The organism is Cellulomonas pasadenensis, from assembly GCF_047229365.1.
In the GTDB taxonomy this organism is placed as follows: domain Bacteria; phylum Actinomycetota; class Actinomycetes; order Actinomycetales; family Cellulomonadaceae; genus Cellulomonas.
Genome location: NZ_JBFTEP010000046.1, coordinates 1 through 20741 on the forward strand (window position 1 = coordinate 1; position 20741 = coordinate 20741).

A 20741-nucleotide genomic window follows, 5' to 3' on the forward strand; every position below is an offset into this window, starting at 1 on the left:
GCGCCGGCCGCGCGAGCCGCCGCGCACCGGTGCGCAGGGGCCGCCCGAGCAGCCCGCCGAGGCTCACGCCCGCCGCGAGGCCCAGCGCGACCATCGCGGCGCCGAGCAGCACGGCGCCGCCCTGCCCCGCCCCGCCCGCCTCGACGAGGTCGAACAGCCCGCGGTAGATCGCCAGGCCCGGCAGCAGCGGCACGATGCCGCAGACGGACGTGACGACCGGCGGCACCCGCAGGCGACCGCCGAACAGCTCGCCGCCGAGGCCGACGACGAGCGCGGCGCCGGCGCCCGCGACCGCGGGCCCGACGCCGACCGCCCCGAGGGCGGCCTGCACGACGAGCGCCAGCCCCCCGGCCCCCGCCGCGACGACCGCCGCCCGGACGGGCGCGTACGACGCGAGCGCCCACGTGGCGGACACGACCGCGGCCGCCGCCGCGCGCACGCCGAGCGGCAGCACGTCGGTCGGCACCTCGACGACGTCGAGCGTCACGCCCAGCCGCTGCGCGACGTCGAGCACCGCGCCGATCCCGACGACGATCCCGAGCGTGAGGACGAGCACCTCGAACACCCGCCCGACGGCCGTCACGGGGAAGCCGTTGATGGCGTCCTCGGCCGCCCCCACCAGCGACAGGCCCGCGAGGAGCACGACGATCCCCGACGCCACGACCAGCGACGGCGGCAGCGTCGCCAGCTCGACCGGCAGCAGCGGCACGAGCACGAGCAGCGCCACCGCGACCGCCGTCGCGACCGCGGCCCCTGCCGCCTGCAGGAAGAACGGCGGGATGCCCCAGCGGCCCAGCCGGCGCAGCACGCGGTCGATGACGGCCGTGGTCGCGCCCGCGAGCGCGGCGACCCCCGCGCCGCCGCCGAGCAGCACGGCCACGCCGGCGGCCATGACCGACAGCAGCACGGTGACGAGCCCGCGGCGGTAGGGGTGCGGGTGCGCGACGACCGCGTCGAGCCGGTCGTGCGCCGCCTCCAGCCGGGCGGCCCGCGCGTCCGGCGTCTCGTCCGGGTCGACGCCGGGCGCCGCGGTGACGTCCTGCACGAGGGCGATGACCTCGGTCAGGCGCCCGTAGTCGGCGGTGCGCGTCTCGACGACGCGGAGCACGGTGACGGGGCTGCCGTCCGGCCCGGGGTCGTGGTTGACGAGGATCGCCGTGAACGTGAGGTCGACCTCGCACGCGACGCCGAACGACCGGGCGACGCGGGCCACCGCGGTGGACGCGTCACCGGCGGAGGCACCCAGCGAGAGCATCGCCTCCCCCGTGCGGACCGCCAGCTCGAGCACCGCCCGCACGAACCGCTCGTCGTAGCCGGCGCCGCGGGCACGCCGCCCGACCTGCACCGCGGGCGGCCCGCCGGCGGTCCGTCGGACGAGCCGCCGCAGGACGCCGCTCGCTCGCACGCCCCGAGGCTAACCCGGCGCGCGCGGCCGCCCGTCGCACCCGCCCGTCCCGGCCGCCCCGGATGCGCCGCCGACGGGCCGCTGTGACGCTGGACGGACGACGCCGACGACCACGCCGACGAACAGGAGCTGACCCCGGTGAGCGCACGCACCACCTCCCTGCCCACGGACCTGGACGGACCGGGGCACCGCTTCGGCCGCGGTCCCGGCGGGATGCACCCCGCCGTCTTCTGGCCGTCCCTGGTCGTGGTGGCGGTCGTGGCGGGGCTGGCGATCGCGTTCCCGCGGGCGGCCGAGCAGGCGATCGGCGCCGTGCAGACGCACGTGATCGGCGCGTTCGGGTGGTACTACGTGCTGCTCGTCGCCGGCTTCGTCGCGTTCTCGCTGTGGATGGGGCTCGGCCGGTGGGGCGACACGGTGCTCGGGCGCGACGACGACGAGCCCGAGTTCCGCCTGGGCACCTGGTTCGCGATGCTGTTCGCCGCCGGGATGGGCATCGGTCTGGTGTTCTGGGGCGTCGCCGAGCCGCTCAGCCACTTCGCGTCGCCGAAGCCGGGCGTGACGGGCGCGCCGGAGCGCGTCGCGGAGCAGGCGATGGCGCAGACGTACCTGCACTGGGGCGTCCACGCGTGGGCGATCTACGTCGTGGTGGGTCTGGCGCTGGCGCACGCGATCCACCGGCGCGGGCGTCCGGTCTCGATCCGGTGGGGGCTCGAGCCGCTGCTCGGCGACCGCGTGCGGGGACGGCTGGGTGACGTGATCGACGTGACGGCGGTCGTGGGCACGATCTTCGGCGTGGCGACGTCGCTGGGCCTCGGCGTCCTGCAGATCACGGCGGGTCTCGACCACGTCGGGGTGCTGTCGCCGTCCGTCGCCGTGCAGGTCGTGCTCATCGTCGTCATCACCGCCCTCGCGACCGCATCGGTCGTGTCAGGGCTGGACCGCGGGCTCAAGTGGCTGTCCAACGCGAACGTGTCGCTCGCGGGCGTGTTCCTCGTCGCGCTGCTGCTGCTCGGTCCCACGCTCTTCCTGCTGCGCGAGTTCGTGCAGTCCATCGGCGTCTACCTCGCCAACGTGCTGCCCATGACCTTCAACGTCAGCGCGTACGCGGGCGAGCAGGGCGAGGCGTGGCAGGCCGCGTGGACCACGTTCTACTGGGGCTGGTGGATCTCGTGGGCACCCTTCGTGGGGACGTTCATCGCGCGCATCTCACGCGGGCGCACGGTCCGGGAGTTCGTGGGCGGCGTGCTGCTCGTGCCGACGCTCGTGACGTTCCTCTGGTTCTCCGTGCTGGGCGGCAGCGCGCTGCACCGCGAGCTGCAGGGCGAGGGCGGGCTCGTGCCGGCGGACGGCACGGTCGTCCCGGAGAACGCGCTGTTCGACCTGCTCGCGGGCCTGCCGGCCGGCACGGTCCTCGCCGTCGTGGCGATCGTCCTGGTGGCGCTGTTCTTCGTGACGTCGGCCGACTCGGGGTCGCTCGTGGTGGCGATGCTCGCGTCGGGCGGGGACCCCGAGCCACGTCGCTGGATGCGGGTCACCTGGGCCGCGCTGTCGGGCGTGCTCGCCATCGGCCTGCTCGTCGCGGGCGGCCTCGTCGCCCTGCAGACGGCGGCGATCCTCATCGCCCTGCCGTTCAGCGTGGTGATGGTCGGGATGGCCGTGGCCACGGGCCGCGCGCTCCACCGCGAGCACACCGCGCTGGTGCGCGCGGAGCGCCGGGTGCTGCGGGAACGGCTCGTCGAGGACGTCGCGGCACGCGTGCGCGAGGGCGAGGCGACCCCGCGCGAGGACCGCCCCGCCGGCTGAGGCCGCGCACCGGGCGCCCGGCCACCTACGCTCCCCCGGTGACGGACGACGACACCCCCTGGCTCTCCCCCGGCGAGCGGCGTGCCTGGCTGGGGCTCGTGGCGGTCGCGGAGCTGCTGCCCGGTCGCCTCGACCAGCAGCTGCAGCGCGACGCCGGCCTGACGCACTTCGAGTACCAGGTGCTCGCGATGCTGTCGGAGGCGCCCGGACGCACGCTGCGCATGACCGCCCTCGCGCGGCGCACCAACGCGACGCTCCCGCGGCTCTCGCACGTCGCGAAGCGGCTCGAGCAGCGCGGGCTGGTCGAGCGGGCCGGCTCGCCGCAGGACCGGCGCGCGACCGACGCGCACCTGACGGACGCGGGCTGGGCGGCGGTCGTCGCGGCCGCACCGGGGCACGTGTGCACCGCCCGGGCGCTCACGGTCGACGCGCTCACCCCCGAGGACGTCGGGCACCTCACCCGGATCACGGCCGCGATGCTGCGCCGGCTCGACCCCGAGGGGCGGATGACCCCGCCGGACTGAGCCCGACGGTCAGGGCAGGGCGCGCCGCATCGCGTAGTTCGTCAGCGCGACCCCGTGCCGCACCGGGTGCTGCTCCCGCTCGACGACGAAGCCGTGGGCCTCGAAGAAGGGCCGGGCGGTGACGCTCGCGTGCGTGGTGAGCGCGGTCGCGCCGAGCCGCAGCGCCTCGTCGTGCGCCCACGCGAGCAGCGCGGAGCCGACGCCCGAGCGCCCCACCGACGGGTCGACGAACATCATGTCGACGTAGCCGTCGGCGTCGACGTCGGTGAACCCGACGGCGCGGCCGTCGACCTCCGCGACGACGGTGTGCGACGCGGCCCGCCGGGCCACCCACGCCGCGGGGTCGACGTCGTCGGGCGCCCACGCCGCGACCTGCTCGGGCGTGTAGTCGGCCGCGGCGGTGACGCGGACCGCGGCGAGGAACACGTCGAGGGTCGGTCCGGCGTCGTCGTCGCGGTAGGGACGGATCCGCAGGGTCACCGCGCCAGGCTAGCGACGCCCCGCGTGGTGCGGGCTGTCCGGGTTGAGCAGCGAGTGCCCCCGCCCGTAGGCGAAGTAGACGACGAGCCCGATCACGAGCCACACGCCGAACCGCAGCCACGTCTCCCAGTGCAGCTGGAGGATGAGGAAGAGCGACGCCACGACACCCAGCGCGGGTACCACCGGCATGAGGGGCAGCCGGAACGAGCGCGGCGCGTCGGGGCGCGTGCGGCGGAACAGGATGACCGCGACGCAGACGACGACGAAGGCCGACAGGATGCCGATGTTCGTCAGGTCGGCGACCGCGCGGATCGGGAAGACGCCCGCGAGCAGCGCCGCCGCGACCCCGGCGATCCAGGTGACGCGCTGCGGGGTGCCGTGCCGGTCGACCCCGGCGAACCACGTCGGCAGCAGCCCGTCGCGGCTCATCGAGAACCACACGCGCGTCACGCCGAGCAGGAACGTCAGCATCACCGTGAGGATCGACAGCACGGCGAACACCGAGATGATGCTCGCGACCACCGGCAGGCCGACGTTCTGGAAGGCGGACGCGAAGCCCGCCGTGGGGTCGATGTCCTCGTAGTCCTGCAGCCCGGTGAGGACGAGCGTCGCCGCCACGTACAGCAGCATCGCGATGACGAGGGACAGGATGATCGCCTTCGGCATGTGCCGACGGCCGTCCTCCGCCTCCTCGGCCGCCGTCGACATCGCGTCGTAGCCGAACACGGCGAAGAACACCGTCGCGGCGCCCGTGAGCACCGGGCCGAAGCCGTTCGGCATGAACGGGCTGTAGTTGCCGGTGTCCACGTAGAAGATGCCGAGCCCGACGATGAACAGGATGAGCAGGATCTTGATCGCGACGGCGACGAGCTCGAAGCGCCCGAACGTGCGCGTGCCGCGGCTGAGGATGAACGTGACGAGCAGGCACACGAGCACGGCCGGCACGTTGACCACGCCGCCCTCCTCGGCGCTGGCCGTGACCGCGTCCGGCAGGTGCACCCCGAACCCGGCGAGGAACGCCTCGAGGTAGCCGGATATCCCGATGGCCACGACCGCCACGATGGCGATGTACTCCAGCAGCAGGTCCCAGCCGATGAACCACCCGACGATCTCGCCGAGCGCCACGTACCCGTACGTGTACGCCGAGCCGGCGCGCGGGACCATCCCCGCGAACTCCGCGTAGGACAGCGCGGCCGCCGCGGACGCGAGCCCCGCGATGAGGAACGAGACCAGCACCGCGGGGCCGACGCCCGGGTTGTCGGCGTCCCCGTGCGCCACGAGCCCCGCGAGCGAGAAGATCCCGACCCCGATGATGCCGCCGACGCCGATCGCGGTGAGCTGCCACAGCCCCAGGCTCTTGGTCAGCCGGCCGGCGCCGCCCTGCTCCTCGACGTCCTCGATGCGCTCGACCGGCATCCGCCGCCAGATCGAGCCGGGCTCCCTCGACAACGGCATGTGCGTCTCCCCCCTGGCACCGGCGGTGGCGGACGCGGGGAGCGCCGTCGGACGCCTCGCTGTCGAGGTTGGCAGCCGACGGGCGGGGCGTCCACCGGAGCGGCGGGCCTGCGCAGGACGCGGGGTGCGGTGCGGTGCGCGCTACCCTCCTGTCCCTCCGGACGGCGACCGTGCGGCACGCCGACCGACCGCGTACACGGAGGTACGGCATGCCAGGCGCCACCGGCTCGCACCGTGACGACGACCCGGACGGTCGTCGCGACGACGGCACGGCGCCGGCGGTCACGCTCTTCGACCTCGACGGCGTGCTCAGCCGCCGCGACACCATGGGCGCCGTCGTCGCCCACCGGCTGCGCCGCCGTCCGCACCGGCTGCCCGCCGTCGTCGTGCTCGTCGCGCTCGCGCGCGTGCTCCCGCCGCACGGTGCCGCCCGACCGGCGCTGAACCGGCTCCTCGTGCGCCTCGCGCTCGGCCGCCTGTCGCGCGAGCGGTACGAGGCGGTGGTGGGCGCGGTGGCGGCGGCGCTGGTGTCGGCGGGCAACGCCTCCGCCGCCGCGCGGGAGGCCTGGGACGCCGCGGCACGCCGGGGGCCGGTCGTGGTGGTCACCGCGACCGAGGAGCTGCTCGCCCGGACGTACCTGCGGGCGGCCGGCCTCGACCCCGACGTCCTCGTCGCGTCCCGGATCGCGTTCACGCGCCGCCCTCGGCTCGTCGAGCACGTCGTCGGCGAGGTGAAGGTGCGCCGCCTGCGGGAGGCGGGGATCCGGCTCGACGACGCCGTGCTGCACACCGACTCGGCGTCGGACCTGCCGCTCGCGCGCGCGGTTCGCCGGTGTGGTCCTCGTCAACGCGAGCGCGCGCACGCGTCGGGCGATGGCCGCCTGCCGGGTCCTCGACGACGTCCGCTGGTGAGGCCACGGCGGGCCCGCGCCGCGCGGCACCCGTCGCCGGACCGCAGGTCGCCCACGCGGCTCCCCCGCCACACGTCCCGCGCTGCGCGGGGACGGTGGCAGGCACCACCATGTGCCGCATGAGGTTCTACGCGCAGGACGGGCGCCGACGCGCCCGGCAGGTGGTGGGCGACCTCGTCGTGCTCGCGTGGGTGGCCGGGTGGGTGTGGGTGGCGCGGTGGCTGCACGACGTCGTCGGCCGGCTCGGCGCCCCCGGGCGGACCCTGGAGGACGCCGGCACGTCGCTGCGCGACAGCCTCGGCCGCGCCGGGGAGTCGGTCGCGCGCGTCCCCGTCGTCGGGGACGAGGCGCGTGCGCCGTTCGACGCCGCCGGCGGCGCCGCCGGGTCCATCGCCGCGGCCGGCGTCCAGGTGCAGGACGGCGCGGCGCGCCTCGCGCTGGCCGTGGCCGTCGCGGTGGCGCTCGGTCCCGTGCTCGTCGTGGTGGTCGCGTGGCTGCGCGCGCGGGTGTCGTTCGCACGGCGGGCGAGCGCCGCGGCGCGGCTGCTCGACTCCGCCGCGGACCTCGACCTGTTCGCGCTGCGGGCCCTCGCCACGCAGCCCGTGACGCGGCTGGCGCGTGTCGGCCCCGACCCGGCGGACGCCTGGCGCCGTGGCGACCCCGACGCGGTGCGGGCGCTGGCGACGCTCGAGCTGCGCTCGCTCGGGCTGCGGCCGCCCACCCCCGGCGGCGCTCCCGCCGCACCGCTCCCCCGACCGACCCGCGCGGGGGGATGAGCCCGCCGGGACGCCCCCTGCCGACCGCGCGCGCCGCCGTGCCGCTCACCAGGACGGCCGCGCCGCCCGCGATTACGGTGGGCGCCACCGTCGACGGGGAGCGTGCATGGACTGGGAGCGGTACGACGTCGCGTTGTTCGACATGGACGGGGTGCTGACCCCCACGGCGCGGGTGCACATGCAGGCGTGGGAGGCGGCGTTCACGGCGCTGTTCCGCGCGCGGGGCATCACGCCCCCGTACGGCGACGAGGACTACTTCCGCTTCGTCGACGGCCGTCCGCGCTACGACGCCGTCCGCGCCGTCCTCGCGTCGCGCGGCGTCGTGCTGCCGGAGGGCGGCCCCGCCGCGGAGCCCGGCACCGGCACGGGGCCCGGTACCGACACCGTGCCCGGTACCGACTCCGCCCCTGGTACCGACACCGTGCAGTCGGTCGGCGACGCCAAGAACCACCACTTCCTGCGCCTGCTCGGCGACGGCGTCCCGCCCTACCCGGACGCCGTCGTGCTGCTGGACCGGCTGGCCGAGCGCGGCGTGCCGTGCGCGGTCGTGTCCAGCTCGCGCAACGCCCGGGCCGTGCTCGACGCGGCGCACCTGACGCCGCGGTTCCGCGTGGTCGTCGACGGGCTGGTCGCGCTCCGCGAGGGACTGCCGGGCAAGCCGTCGCCGGCGACGTTCCAGCACGCGGCGCGGCTGCTGGGCGCCCCGGTCGAGCGGGCGGTCGTCCTCGAGGACGCCGTCTCGGGCGTCGCTGCCGGCGCGGCCGGCGGGTTCGGCGCCGTCGTCGGCGTGGACCGCGGCGCCGGGGTCGACGCGCTGCGGGCCGCCGGTGCGGACGTCGTCGTCGCGGACCTCACCGACCTGGTGGGCCGGTGACGCCGTCGCCGGCCGACCTGCACGGCGCACCGCCGCCGATGGACCGCGTCCGGTTCCCGGTGGAGCCCTGGCGGCTCGTCGAGACGTCCTTCGCGACGCACGACCTCGGGACGACGGAGACGCTCTTCGCGGTCGGCAACGGGTACCTCGGGATGCGCGGCACCACGGCGGAGGGGCGCCCCAGCCACGCGCACGGCACGTACGTGAACGGGTTCCACGAGACGTGGCCGATCCGCCACCCCGAGGAGGCGTTCGGCTTCGCCGAGGTCGGGCAGACCATCGTCAACGCGCCCGACGCCACGGTGCTGCGCCTGTACGTCGACGACGAGCCGCTCGTGCTCGACGTCGCCGACCTGGTCACGTACGAGCGTGCCCTCGACCTCGCCGGCGGAGTCCTCACCACCGAGCTCGTGTGGCGCACGCCGTCCGGCAACCGCGTGCGGGTCCGGTCGCGGCGCATGGTGTCGGCGACGTCCCGGCACCTGGCCGTGATGACCCTCGAGGTGACGGTGCTCGACGCGCCGGCGCCCGTCGTCGTCTCGTCGCACGTCATCAACCGCGAGGACGGCGCCGACGAGTACTCGGCGCGCGCGACCGGCACGGCGCCCGTGCGGGACGACCCCCGCCGCGGCCGGCCGCTCGACGGGCGGGTGCTCGAGCCGCGGCTCGCCCGGGACGAGGACGGCCGGATCGTCCTGGGCTACCGCTGCGCCCGGTCGCGCATGACGCTCGCCGTCGCGGCGGACCACGAGGTCAGCACGGCGGGCGAGCACGAGCAGCACGTCGAGCTGGGGCCGGACGACGCGAAGCTCGTCGTGCGCGTGCGGGCGCAGCCGGGCCGGCCGCTCACGGTCACGAAGTACGTGGCGTACCACACGTCCCGCAGCGTCCCCGCGCGCGAGCTCGCCGACCGCTGCCGGCGGACCCTCGACCGGGCACGCACCGACGGCGTCGACACGCTGCTCGCCGACCAGCGTGCGTGGTTCGACGCGTACTGGAGCCGCTCGGACGTCCAGGTGGACGGCGACCCGCAGGCGCAGCAGGCGGTGCGCTGGAACCTGTTCCAGCTCGCGCAGGCGGCCGCCCGTGCCGAGGGCAACGGCATCCCCGCGAAGGGCGTCACCGGGTCCGGGTACGAGGGCCACTACTTCTGGGACACCGAGATCTACGTCCTGCCGTTCTTCACGTACACGACCCCGCAGGTGGCGCGGAACGCGCTGCGGTTCCGGCACACGATGCTCCCCGCCGCCCGTCGCCGCGCGCGCGAGATGACGCAGGACGGGGCGCTGTTCCCGTGGCGGACGATCAACGGCGAGGAGGCGTCGGCCTACTACGCCGCCGGCACCGCGCAGTACCACATCGACGCCGACGTGGCGTACGCGGTCGGCACGTACGTCGACGTGACGGGCGACGAGGAGTTCAACGACCGCGAGGGGCTCGAGATCCTCGTCGAGACCGCGCGTCTGTGGGCGGACCTGGGCTTCTGGCGCGGGGACGGCGAGCAGTCGTTCCACATCCACGGGGTGACCGGGCCCGACGAGTACACGACCGTCGTCAACGACAACCTGTTCACGAACGTGATGGCGCGCTCCAACCTGCGACGGGCCGCCCAGGCGGTCCGCGACGTCGCGGCGCGGCGACCGGAGTGGTTCGAGCGGCAGTGCGCACGCCTCGACCTCCGCGCGGAGGAGGCCGACGAGTGGGACCGCGTGGCCGACGCGCTCGCGGTCCCGTACGACGCGCACCTCGGCATCCACCCGCAGGACTCGCAGTTCCACGAGCGCGAGGTGTGGGACCTGGCCGGCACGCCCGAGGACCGGCGGCCGTTGTTCCTGCACTACCACCCGCTCGTGATCTACCGCTTCCAGGTGCTCAAGCAGGCCGACGTCGTCCTCGCCCTGTACCTGCAGGGCGCGGACTTCACGCCCGAGCAGAAGCGGGCGGACTTCGAGTACTACGACACGATCACCACCGGCGACTCGACGCTGTCCGCGGTGGTGCAGTCGATCATCGCCGCCGAGGTGGGCTACCAGGACCTCGCGCTGCACTACTTCCACCGGGCGCTGTACGTCGACCTCGCCGACCTGCACGCCAACGCGTCGGACGGCGTCCACGTCGCGTCCGCCGGCGGGGTGTGGTCCGCGCTGGTCGGCGGGTTCGGCGGCATGCGCCACCACGACGGCGTGCTCTCCTTCGACCCGCGCCTGCCCGCGTCCTGGGACGGGCTCGGCTACCGCCTCGCCGTCCGCGGCAGCCGGCTGCGGGTGCGGCTGCGCGCCGACGCGCTCGAGCTCGTCGTCGAGGACGGGCCGGCGCTGACGGTCCGGGTGCGCGGCGAGGACGTCGAGGTCGGCGCCGAGCCGGTGGTCGTGCCGCTCGCCGACCAGGGACCGCGCATCGAGGGCGTCCCCGACCCGGCGGCCCGGCTGGGGACCCGGCGTCCCGACGGGACGGTGCTGACGGCGTCCGTCCCGCACCAGACGGGACGCAACGCGTGAGCGACGGCCCGGTCGCGACCACCCCGGGGGCCCGGTCGTACGCTCGCCCGGTGCTGCGACTGACCGACCACCAGCTGGCCTTCGTCACCGAGCGCCACCTCGCGACGCTGACGACCCTGCGGGCGGACGGGACGCCGCACGTCGTGCCGGTCGCCTTCACGTGGGACGCCGGCGCGGGCGTCGCGCGGACGACGACGCGGCCGGGCACCGTCAAGGCCCGCAACGCCCGCCGCGGCGGCACCGACGCCCCGGCCCGCGCCGCCCTCTGCCAGGTCGACGGCCGGCGCTGGCTCACGCTCGAGGGGACGATGACCGTCGTCGACGACGCGGCCGAGGTCGAGGACGCGCTGCGGCGGTACGCCGAGCGCTACCGCCCGCCGACCGCGGGCGTCGAGCGGGTGGTGCTGCGGCTCGCCGTCGACCGGGTGATGTCGTCGCGCGACCTCGTGTGACGGGACGTGCCCGGGCGGCCGGTGCGACGGGCCCCGGGCGTGCTCGGCGAGGCAGCCCTCCCGGCTCCGCGTCGCGTCAGTGCGTCGCGGCGAGCAGCACCGCGGTCTCGGGGTAGGTCTCGACCGGGCCGAAGCCGTGCTCGGCCAGCCACGGGATCGCCGTGAGGGACCGGTACGACCACCACCCCCGCAGCACGTCGAGGTCGACGTCGTCGCCGTACCCGGCGACGACGTCGTCGACGTGCTCCGGGTGGCCCAGCGTGAGGACCGCGAGGTCGTGCAGGGGGTCGCCCGGCCCCGCGCCGGACCAGTCGATGATGCCGGTGACCCGGTCGTCGAGGACGAAGACGTGGTCGGGCTGCAGGTCGCCGTGCGCGAACACGGGCGTCCAGGGCCGCAGCACGCGCTGAGCCAGCCGGCGGTTGTGCTCGAGGACGTCGACGGGGACGACCCCGTCCCGGACGAACCACGCGCACGCCTCGTCGAGGCGCACGGCGAGGTCGTCGAGCGACCGGCCACCCCAGGGCGGCAGCGGGGTGGCGTCGTGCAGCGCCCGCACCGCCGCGCCCGCGGCGGTCCACCCGCCGGGGCCGACCGGCGACGGGTGGCCGTACGTCCCCAGCGCCGTGCCCGGCACGAGCCCGATCGCGAGCACCGGGTGGTGCCGCCACAGGACCTCCGGCGTGGGTACCGGCGCCAGTGCCATCGCCGCCACCTCGGCGTCGATGCCGGCCCGGTCGGGGTCGACCTTCACGACGACGTCGCCGACCCGCAGCGTCGCTCGCGCCCGGTGCGCGACGACGACGTGGACGTCAGGGATGCCCTCGGTCGTCATGGCGCCATCGTGTCAGCGGTCCCCGCGCCGTCCACAGGGCTTTCCTCGGCGGTCGCGGGCGGGGTGGCAGTGCACCACCGACCGCTTCCATCGCCGTGCCGGCGGACCGCGCCGGAGCCCGAGCAGCCCGGCGGCCGCTGCCGCCCCGGCCGGACGAGCGCCTGCCGGACGAGCGCGACGAGGTCGTGCCGCTCGTCGCGTCGATCCGGGACAGGTGGGGGGCGACGGTGCTGCGGGGCGGCGAGCTCGTCGCGCCGCGGCTCGTGCCGCAGCCGGGGCTCAGGCGGGTTCGTGCGCGGCGAGCGCGTGCCGCGTCACGATGTCGACCGCGCGACGGACCTGGCCCGCGTCGTGCGGCTCGGTGTCGAGCGCGCGGTGGATGGTCAGCCCCTCGATCAGCGCGTCCAGCAGCCGGGCGGTCGTCGGGTCGAAGTGACGCTCGAGGGCGTGGCGGCTGCGTGCCATCCACGCGTGGGTGAGCTCGCGGTACCCGGGGTCGCGGGCCGCCAGCGTGTACAGCTCATGGGTCAGGACCAGCTCGTGGGGGTCGGCGAGCACGCCGACGTCGATCAGCGCGACCACCGCCCGCCGCGCCTCGTCCACGGTCGTGGCGCCGGCCATGGAAGCCTCGAACCGGTCGCTGACCCGGTGCGCGAACCGCTCGAACGCCGCGCGGAGCAGCTCGTCGACGTCGGTGAAGTGGTAGCTGATCGAGCCCAGCGGCACGTCCGCCGCCGCGGCGATCCGGCGGGTCGACGCGCCGGTGACACCGACCTCGCCGATCACCTGCAGGCAGGCGTCGACGATGCGGTCCCGCCGTTCCGGGTCGAAGCGGCGACGTCGACCCGGGCCTGCGTCGGGGTGCACGGTCAACCGTCCTCGCCGATCTCACGCACGACGCGTGCCGGGTTGCCGACCGCGACGACGTCCGCGGGCAGGTCCTTGGTGACGACCGCCCCCGCCCCGACGACGGTGTTGTCGCCGATCGTCACGCCGGGGCACACGATCACCCCGCCGCCGAGCCAGACGTTGTCACCCAGGGTGATCGGTCGAGCCGCCTCGAGCTTGTCCCGGCGCGGCTCGGGGTCGACCGGGTGGGTCGGGGTCAGCAGCTGCACGTTCGGGCCGATCTGGCAGTCCTCGCCGATGGTGATGGCCGCGACGTCGAGCGCCGTGAGGTTCGAGTTGACGAACGTACGGGCGCCGATTCGGATGTTCTCGCCGTAGTCGACCGCGAGCGGCGGCTTGACGTACGCGCCCTCCCCCAGCGACCCGAGCAGCGCCACGAGGTGCTCGCGCGCGTCCGGCTCGCCGGCCGCCTCGGCGCGGTGGTACTCGTACGCCAACCGCATCGCCTCGCGCGCGATCCGCTCGCTCTCCGGGTCGTCGGCGATGTACAGGTCACCGGCGAGCATGCGCTCGCGGTTCGTGCGCGGGTCGCCCGCGAAGTAGTCGCGCTCCGTCATGTGTTCGATCGTACACAACGGCACGGTCGTGGACGTGCCGTCACCGGTCGTCGTCCTCGCGGGCGGCAGGAGCACGCGGACCGCGAGACGCCCACCGCCGGCGACCGGCTCCGGTCCCCGTGGCCTACCGGACGACCCGGACCTCCTGCGGCCACCCGCACCCCTCGGCGACCCTGCCCGCCCACATCTCGGCCGTCGCCCGGTCGGGCACGTCGATGATCGTGATGCCGCCCAGGTACTCGGTGGTCTCGGTGTACGGACCGTCGGTGATCTCCACGGTCCCGCTCCGCGCGTCGGCGCTGAACGCGTCGGCCAGGTCCTCCTCGAGCCCGCCGGCGAACACCAGCACGCCCGCGGCCTCCATCTCGCGGACGACCGCCGTGCTCGGCTCCACGCGCGAGCGGAACCACTCGGCCGTGTGGTCCCCGACCCACTGCTGGTGGAAGTAGATGGCGTACTGCGTCATGTCGCTCCTCCGGTCCGGCCACCCGTGTGGCACTCCACCCTGACGCGCGAGCCTCCCCGAGATCGACAGGGACGCCGGACCACCTCGGGGAGCAGCCACGCCGGGCGCCCTGCCGCCGGCCTCAGACCAGGGCGCTCGCGAGCCGGGCGAGCCCGTCCGCGGTGCGTGCCGGGAGCCCGCGCCGGCGCCACTCGGCCGCGGTGAGCTCGCGGCTGCGGGAGCGGTACAGGTCCTCCACCCCGCGCAGCTGCTGCACGAACCCCGCCCCGCGCACGAGCACGCAGACCTCGAGGTTGAGCTCGAAGGACCGCATGTCGAGGTTGGAGGAGCCGATGACCGCGACCTCGTCGTCGACGCTCAGGGTCTTGGCGTGCAGCACGTACGGCTGCGGGTACATCCAGATGCGCACCCCGGACCGCAGCAGCGCGTCGTAGTACGAGCGCTGCGCGTGGTGCACCAGACGCTGGTCGCCCCGCTCGGAGACGAACAGCTCGACGGTCAGGCCGCGCTCGGCCGCGCTGCGCATCGCGAGCAGCAGCGACTCGTCGGGGACGAAGTACGGGCTGACGACCACCGCACGCTCCTGGGCCGCGTGCAGCAGGGACACGAACAGCCGGAGGTTGTTCTCCTGCTCGAAGCCCGGCCCGCTCGGCACCACCTGCGCCTGCAGCCCTGCCCCGTCGGGCGCCGGCCGCGGTGCCGGCGCGCTCGGCCCGCTGTCGAGCAGCTCCCCCGTCTCGCTGTACCAGTCCGCCGCGAAGACCGCGTCCAGCGCGGTCACCACCGGGCCGGTGAACCGCGCCATGACGTCGACCCAGCGCCGGCCCCGGCGCCGGTTGCTGCGCTTGCCGTACGCGGCGTCGACGACGTTCTGGCTGCCGGTGAAGGCGACGGTGCCGTCGACGACGAGGATCTTGCGGTGGTTGCGCAGGTCGACCCGCAGGAGCTCGCGCGAGGTCGGCCACACCGGCAGCATCCGTCGCCACAGCACACCGGAGGACCGCAGGCGGCGCACCATCGCCCGGTACCCCGGCACCCGCAGGCTCGCCAGGTGGTCGAACAGCACGCGGACGGTCACCCCGCGGGCGGCGGCACGCTCCAGGGCCGCGAACACCGGCTCGGTCGTGACGTCGAGCGCGAGGATGTAGAACTCCGCGTGCACGAACCGCTCGGCGGCGTCGATCTCCGCCGTCATCGCGGTCAGCGACCCGACGTAGTCCTCCAGCAGATCAGCCGCGTTGCCGGACAGGACGGGCATGGCCCCCAGCCGCCGGTTCATCGTGTGGATCGTGCGCAGCGCCGGCAGCTGCTCGTCGGTGGGCGTGAGACGGACGGGGGCCCCGTCGGTCAGCTGCTCCAGGACCCGCGCGTCGAAGCGCCGCTGCTTCTCCCGCCGGCCGCGCGGCAGCCGAGGGCTCCCGATGGCGAGGAACGCCACGAGCCCGAGGTACGGGACCAGCACGACCGCCAGCACCCAGCCCAGCGCGGACGAGGGCCGCCGGTTGTCGGCGATGAGCGCGGCGGCGACCAGGCCCACCAGCACGCCGACGACCACGACGACCGCCGCCGCCCACTCGGGCCACCCGTCCGGGAGCGCGGAGAGGACGGGCTGCACGCTCATGCCCGCACCCTACGCAGCGCGGACCGGCGGCCCGCGGTGGGCGCACGTCGACGTGGGGTCCGCATCCGGTCGGCCGCGGCTGCTCGCCTCGGACGCGTAGCGGCGGGTGCTCGCTGGGCGCCAGTGCCGTTCGCCCGGCGGGGAAGCCGGCGGACGGCGGTGCAGCCCCCACGACGTGGGCGCCAGCCGGCTGCATGCGGGACGGGTCTCCCGTCAGGCGCGCGGACGACGGGGTCACCTGCAGACGTGGGACGAGGAGGTCGGCGACGGCGACGTCCCGGACGTGCCGACGGCGGTCCGCGGACGACCGGGGCTCACGGACGAGCGCGCGGTGGACGACGGCGTCCGTCCGCGGCCTGCATACCGGCGACCGACGTCGCGACCTCCGCCGGCCGCAGGCGCAGCTGCCGACCCACCCGGGAGCCGCGCGGTCCGCGTCGCCTGGAGTGCACGTCGTACAGCGCGTTCGGCGTGACGGACAGGGACGCGGCGACCTCGGTCATCATCGCCTACGCGGGCTACGTCACATCGGTGTCCGTGCCCGCGGGCGTCCGCCGAACGGTCCCCCGCGCGGAAGCGGCCCGAGACGACGCCGCGACGACCCGGTGCTGGGCCTCGAGACGTCCGATGAAAGACCAGTGGCCACGCCGGGCTCCTGTGTTCGGGATCCCGGCGTGGCCTCTGACCAGCGGTCTCGGTGGAGCTGAGGGGACTCGAACCCCTGACCCCCTGAAACACGGCGACCGCGTCGACCGTTCGACGAAACTCGTCGCCGCTCGACGGTTCACACGCTGACCTGCTCCGATGCCAGGACCGGCGTTGGCAGCACTCTGCGCGTCTCGAGGCTCCTGGAGGCCCCTCGGCGCACATAAGTGTCCAATAAGTGTCCAGTGTGCGCGGCCAGAGGCCAACGCACGAGTGCAGGCGGGCACAGCAAGCGCCCTCTACGAGCCGCGGCGACTTCCGCGAGTCACGGAGAACGTCCTGGGCGCAAGCCCGCCAGAGCGTTCCCCGAGTAGCCCCCACCGTCCCGTCCCTGAAATCGATACTCCGCATGGCGTCGCTGTCCGACGCAGCGGCCACGCTCACCACGATGGGGCCCTCTCGGTAAGCCCGGCAGGCCCGGCAGGCCCGGCAGGCGACGCTCATGTCCTAGTAGTGCGCCATTTCGACGATTCGGGTCGACGGTGCGGGGGTCATCTCGTCCTCGATCTCAGGGCCCACCCCCCTCCCGGCGACAGCAAGCTCCAACTGCACGGCGGCACTCATCGCCTCCACCCGTGTCATCCGGGTCTGCTGCGCGAGTAGGTGACGGCGGGTCTCAGGCGGCGAGTGCGACCTGAGGGGGTTCGACGGTCTCGTACTCGACCGGCGCCAGGCGACCCAGTCGACGTTGGCCGCCTACCCGGGGCCGGCCGAGGCGCTGACTCAGCTTCCCAGTACGTGAACGCGTCGAGACCCGCAGAACGACAGTTCCAACTCGTCCGGACACGTGCTCCATGGGCGCGGAACCGGCTCTCGCGGGCAGGGCCAGTAGGGGTCGGGACGGCTGCAGTAGAGGCATTTGGACGGCCGACGCCGGAACACGCAGGGTCACAGGCACCGACCGCTCACCGACCGAGCACGAAGGTCTGGATCGCGATCACCGCGGCGCCGCGCGCCCACTCGACGAAACCCGGCGACTGCAGGGCGATCTGCGGCATCGCCGCGGACGGGTCGCGGTCGGCGCGCAGGGCTTCGAGCATCACGTCGCGCGCGACGCCGGCGAGCCGGACGCCCTCGCCGCCGAGGACGACCCGCTGAGCCGTCGTGAAGTTGGCCGCCGCGGCGACGAGGCGTCCGAGCGCGCGGCCGGAGTCGGTGACGACGCGCGAGGCGGCGGCGTCGCCGGCGGTCGCGAGGTCCAAGGCCTCGTCGTAGCCGACGGTGCGGCCGTGCGCGACCGAGACCTGCGCGGTGACGGAGCCGATCGTCAGCATGGCGGCGGCACAGCCGCGGTGACCGAGGAAGCACGGAGGTCCCGCGGGGTCGAGCGGGTGGTGGCCGATCAGGCCGAGGCTCGCGTCGTCGCTCGTGACGAGCCGGTCGTTGGCGACGAGGCCGAATCCCACGCCGGCGCCGATCGTGAGCAGCGCGAAGGTGCCCGCGCCGCGCCCCTCGCCGAACCAGTGCGTCGCTTCGGTCAGCGCCGTGACGTCGTTGGCGACCACGACCGGCAGGTCGGTGCGCGCGCGCACCATGTCGGCCAGGGGCACGTCGCGCCAGTCGAGAAACGGTGCGCGTACGACGTCCGCGGAGCGGGTGACGTGCCCGCCCAGGGTCACGCCGACGGCGGTCACCCCCGCCGGCGAGGACGCGACCAGCTCGGCGACGACGGACGCCACGGCGTCGGCCACCGCAGCCGGACGGTGGTCGGAGAGAGCCCGCTCGGCGCCCGCGACGACCTCGGCGCGCAACGTGGTCAGCACGCCGTGCGCGGTGTCGCCGGTGAGCTTCACGCCGACGAAGTGGTGGGCGTCGGGCACGACGTCGAGCGGCTGCGAGGGGCGCCCGAGGCGCGTGCCGGGCGCGGGGGTGTCCACCTCGACGAGCAGCCCGTCGTCGAGCAGCGGCTTGGTCAGGCGCGTGAGGCTGCCGGCGGACAGGTCGACGCGGCGCGCGAGCTCGGCACGCGAGAGCGGGCCGTCGAGCAGCACCTCGAGCGCGATCCGGTGGGCGGCACCGCTGAGCGGGATCCACGGGCCTGGGGTCACGGAGGCAGTGTGCCAGTTCCGCCAGCGAACTATCGAGGGGCGCAACGTTGTGCCCGGAAACTAAGTCGTGCTGACCGAGGCAACCGGGGGCGCGAAGCGCTCCGGTTCGCGAGGATCTTGACGCGTCGATATTTCCGACGTAGAACTAAGTCACCCCGACGAAGAGGTTGCACACCATGACGACGCAGACGTCCCCGGTCCGTCCCGCCGACGCCGCCACGGTCGACACCACCACTCCCCTGCACCTGCGCGCCGCCGGCGTGAGCCTCGTGCTCGACGTCGCGGGCGACCGCCTGCCGCGCGTCCTGCACTGGGGCGCCGACCTCGGTGACACGGACGCCGACGAGCTCCGCGAGCTGCGCACGACGGCCGTCGCCCCGGTCGCCTCGAGCGTCACGGACGAGCCCGTCCCGCTCTCGCTGCTGCCCGAGCAGTCGGTCGGCTGGCTCGGCACGCCGGGCCTGACCGGGCACCGCCACGGCGCGGACTTCTCGACCGCCTTCGCGGTGTCCGACGTGAGTGTCGAGAACGGCACCGAGCGCGACGGTGCGCCCGTCGCGCACCGCGTCGTCGTCCACGCTGCCGACGAGGCGGCTCGCCTCCGCCTGGTGCTGGAGCTCGAGCTGCTCCCCGACGGCCTGCTGCGCACGCGCGCCGACGTGACGAACCTCGACCCCGCGCCGTTCACGCTCGCCGGCCTCGACCTGGTCCTGCCCGTCCCGCGCGAGGCGGACGAGATCCTCGACTTCACCGGTCGCCACCTGCGCGAGCGCAGCCCCCAGCGGCACCCGTTCGTCGCCGGCACGCACCTGCGCGAGTCGCGGCGCGCCCGCGGCCTCGACGCGACGCTGCTGCTGCTCGCCGGCCGGCGAGGCTTCGCGCACCGTTCCGGCGAGGTGTGGGGCGTGCACGTCGCCTGGTCGGGCAACACGCGCACGTTCGCCGAGCAGACGATGCCGACCGGCACGCGCGTGCTCGGCGCGGGCGAGCTGCTGCTCGCCGGCGAGGTCCGCCTCGCCGAGGGCGAGTCGTACCAGAGCCCGTGGGTGTACGGCTCGTACGGCGACGGCCTCGACCAGCTCTCCCACCGGTTCCACGCCTACCTGCGCTCGCGTCCCCGGCACCCGCGCACGCCGCGCAAGGCGCTGATCAACGTGTGGGAGGCCGTGTACTTCGACCACGACCTCCAGCGCCTCACCGCGCTCGCCGACGCCGCGGCCGCCGCCGGGGTCGAGCGGTACGTGCTCGACGACGGCTGGTTCCGCGGCCGGCGCGACGACACGGCCGGCCTCGGCGACTGGGTCGTCGACCCGGACGTCTGGCCGCAAGGGCTGCACCCCCTGGTGGACCACGTCACCGGGCTCGGCATGGAGTTCGGCCTGTGGTTCGAGCCGGAGATGGTCAACCCCGACTCCGACCTCGCCCGCGCCCACCCCGAGTGGATCCTGCAGACCGGCGACCGGCTGCCGCCCGAGGCACGGCACCAGCAGGTCCTCGACCTCGCACACCCCGGCGCCTTCGACCACGTCTTCGGCCAGATCGACGCGATCCTCACCGAGTACGCGATCGGCTACGTCAAGTGGGACCACAACCGGGACCTCATCGACGCGGGCCACACCCCCACAGGCGCGGCCGGTGTGCACGCGCAGACGCTCGCCACGTACCGCCTGCTCGACGCCCTGCGCGCCGCGCACCCCGACGTCGAGTTCGAGTCCTGCTCGAGCGGCGGCGGCCGCATCGACCTCGGCATCCTCGAGCGCACCGACCGCGTGTGGACGTCCGACTGCATCGACGCCCTGGAGCGCCAGGTCATCGAGGCCGGCACGGGCCTGCTGGTCCCGCCGGAGATGCTTGGCTCGCACATCGGCTCCCCCGTCTCCCACACGACCGGCCGCCGGCACGCGCTCGGCTTCCGCGCCGCGACGGCCCTGTTCGGGCACCTCGGCATCGAGTGGGACCTCACATCCGCGACGGACGACGAGCGCGCCGCCGTCGCCCGGTGGGTCGAGGCCTACACGACCCACCGCGACCTGCTGCACCACGGCCGCAGCGTCCGCGCCGACGACCCGGACCCCGCGCTGCGCGTGCACGGCGTCGTCGCCGAGGACGGCCGCGAGGCGATCTTCGCGGTCGTGCAGCTGACCACCGGCGTGTGGGCGCCGCCCGGCCGGGTGCGCCTGCCCGGGCTCGACGAGTCCACCACCTACCGCGTGCGTCCCCTGCCGCCCGGCGAACAGGTCGCCCCCGGGCACGGCGGCGCGACGCCCGTCTGGTGGTCCGACGGCACGCGCCTGTCCGGCCGGGCGCTGGCCCGCGTCGGCGTGCAGGTGCCCAACCAGTTCCCTGAGCGGACCGTCCTGCTGCACCTGACGGCCCTCTGACCGCACGTCCGACCGACGCTCGCAACGACGCGACAGGA

The 20741-nt window shown here is 75.0% G+C and carries 17 protein-coding genes; 8 read left to right on the plus strand and 9 right to left on the minus strand.

Annotated elements, in window-relative coordinates; translation table 11 throughout:
- On the minus strand, positions 1-1405 hold a 1405-nt coding region (locus AB6N23_RS08625), incomplete at its 3' end, for a threonine/serine exporter family protein (protein ID WP_412865683.1).
- A 213-nt stretch (positions 1406-1618) separates the two neighbouring features.
- On the opposite strand from AB6N23_RS08625, the gene AB6N23_RS08630 reads away from it, so the two are divergent.
- Together AB6N23_RS08630 and AB6N23_RS08635 are read left to right on the plus strand one after the other, a co-directional pair.
- Positions 1619-3211: a BCCT family transporter gene (locus AB6N23_RS08630; protein WP_412865703.1), complete on the plus strand. Its 1593-nt coding sequence runs from the start codon at positions 1619-1621 to the stop codon at positions 3209-3211.
- 38 nt (positions 3212-3249) lie between these two features.
- Entirely contained in the window at positions 3250-3735 is a 486-nt protein-coding gene (locus tag AB6N23_RS08635) for a MarR family winged helix-turn-helix transcriptional regulator (RefSeq protein WP_412865684.1), read from the plus strand.
- Between the two features lie 9 nt (positions 3736-3744).
- Here AB6N23_RS08635 and AB6N23_RS08640 read toward each other — a convergent pair whose 3' ends face one another.
- The gene (locus AB6N23_RS08640; protein ID WP_412865685.1) at positions 3745-4215 is read right to left on the minus strand and encodes a GNAT family N-acetyltransferase; all 471 of its coding nucleotides are present in this window, start codon (positions 4213-4215) and stop codon (positions 3745-3747) included.
- Positions 4216-4224: 9 nt separating this feature from the next.
- A complete protein-coding gene (locus tag AB6N23_RS08645; protein WP_412865686.1) occupies positions 4225-5670 on the minus strand; it encodes an amino acid permease in 1446 nt (481 codons plus the stop codon).
- Between the two features lie 209 nt (positions 5671-5879).
- On the opposite strand from AB6N23_RS08645, the gene AB6N23_RS08650 reads away from it, so the two are divergent.
- The 5 genes from AB6N23_RS08650 to AB6N23_RS08670 all read left to right on the plus strand — a co-directional run bounded on the left by AB6N23_RS08650 (position 5880) and on the right by AB6N23_RS08670 (position 11181).
- The gene (locus AB6N23_RS08650) at positions 5880-6704 is read left to right on the plus strand and encodes a haloacid dehalogenase-like hydrolase (RefSeq protein ID WP_412865687.1); all 825 of its coding nucleotides are present in this window, start codon (positions 5880-5882) and stop codon (positions 6702-6704) included.
- Positions 6701-7357 carry a hypothetical protein gene (locus AB6N23_RS08655; RefSeq protein ID WP_412865688.1) on the plus strand — a complete coding sequence of 219 codons (657 nt, stop codon included), beginning with the start codon at positions 6701-6703 and terminating at the stop codon, positions 7355-7357. Before AB6N23_RS08650 ends, AB6N23_RS08655 begins: the two co-directional genes overlap by 4 nt.
- Before the next feature lie 106 nt (positions 7358-7463).
- Positions 7464-8231, plus strand: a complete 768-nt coding sequence (locus AB6N23_RS08660; RefSeq protein ID WP_412865689.1) for an HAD family hydrolase — start codon at positions 7464-7466, stop codon at positions 8229-8231.
- A 38-nt stretch (positions 8232-8269) separates the two neighbouring features.
- A complete protein-coding gene (locus tag AB6N23_RS08665) occupies positions 8270-10729 on the plus strand; it encodes a glycoside hydrolase family 65 protein (protein WP_412865704.1) in 2460 nt (819 codons plus the stop codon).
- Between the two features lie 50 nt (positions 10730-10779).
- Positions 10780-11181, plus strand: a complete 402-nt coding sequence (locus AB6N23_RS08670; protein WP_412865690.1) for a pyridoxamine 5'-phosphate oxidase family protein — start codon at positions 10780-10782, stop codon at positions 11179-11181.
- Positions 11182-11257: 76 nt separating this feature from the next.
- Here the strand turns inward: AB6N23_RS08670 and AB6N23_RS08675 are convergent, their stop codons facing one another.
- The 6 genes from AB6N23_RS08675 to AB6N23_RS08700 all read right to left on the minus strand — a co-directional run bounded on the left by AB6N23_RS08675 (position 11258) and on the right by AB6N23_RS08700 (position 18322).
- Positions 11258-12016: a phosphotransferase family protein gene (locus tag AB6N23_RS08675; RefSeq protein WP_412865691.1), complete on the minus strand. Its 759-nt coding sequence runs from the start codon at positions 12014-12016 to the stop codon at positions 11258-11260.
- Between the two features lie 279 nt (positions 12017-12295).
- Positions 12296-12883 carry a TetR/AcrR family transcriptional regulator gene (locus tag AB6N23_RS08680; protein WP_412865692.1) on the minus strand — a complete coding sequence of 196 codons (588 nt, stop codon included), beginning with the start codon at positions 12881-12883 and terminating at the stop codon, positions 12296-12298.
- A gap of 2 nt (positions 12884-12885) precedes the next feature.
- The gene (locus AB6N23_RS08685; protein WP_412865693.1) at positions 12886-13482 is read right to left on the minus strand and encodes a sugar O-acetyltransferase; all 597 of its coding nucleotides are present in this window, start codon (positions 13480-13482) and stop codon (positions 12886-12888) included.
- Between the two features lie 124 nt (positions 13483-13606).
- Entirely contained in the window at positions 13607-13948 is a 342-nt protein-coding gene (locus tag AB6N23_RS08690) for a YciI family protein (protein ID WP_412865694.1), read from the minus strand.
- 121 nt (positions 13949-14069) lie between these two features.
- Entirely contained in the window at positions 14070-15569 is a 1500-nt protein-coding gene (gene cls, locus AB6N23_RS08695; protein ID WP_412865695.1) for a cardiolipin synthase, read from the minus strand.
- A 1610-nt stretch (positions 15570-17179) separates the two neighbouring features.
- Entirely contained in the window at positions 17180-18322 is a 1143-nt protein-coding gene (locus AB6N23_RS08700) for an ROK family transcriptional regulator (RefSeq protein WP_412865696.1), read from the minus strand.
- 176 nt (positions 18323-18498) lie between these two features.
- Here AB6N23_RS08700 and AB6N23_RS08705 point away from each other — a divergent pair, with 176 nt between their 5' ends.
- Positions 18499-20703 (plus strand): alpha-galactosidase, encoded by a 2205-nt coding sequence (locus tag AB6N23_RS08705; protein ID WP_412865697.1) that lies wholly within the window; start codon positions 18499-18501, stop codon positions 20701-20703.
- The last annotated feature ends 38 nt before the right edge of the window (positions 20704-20741 follow it).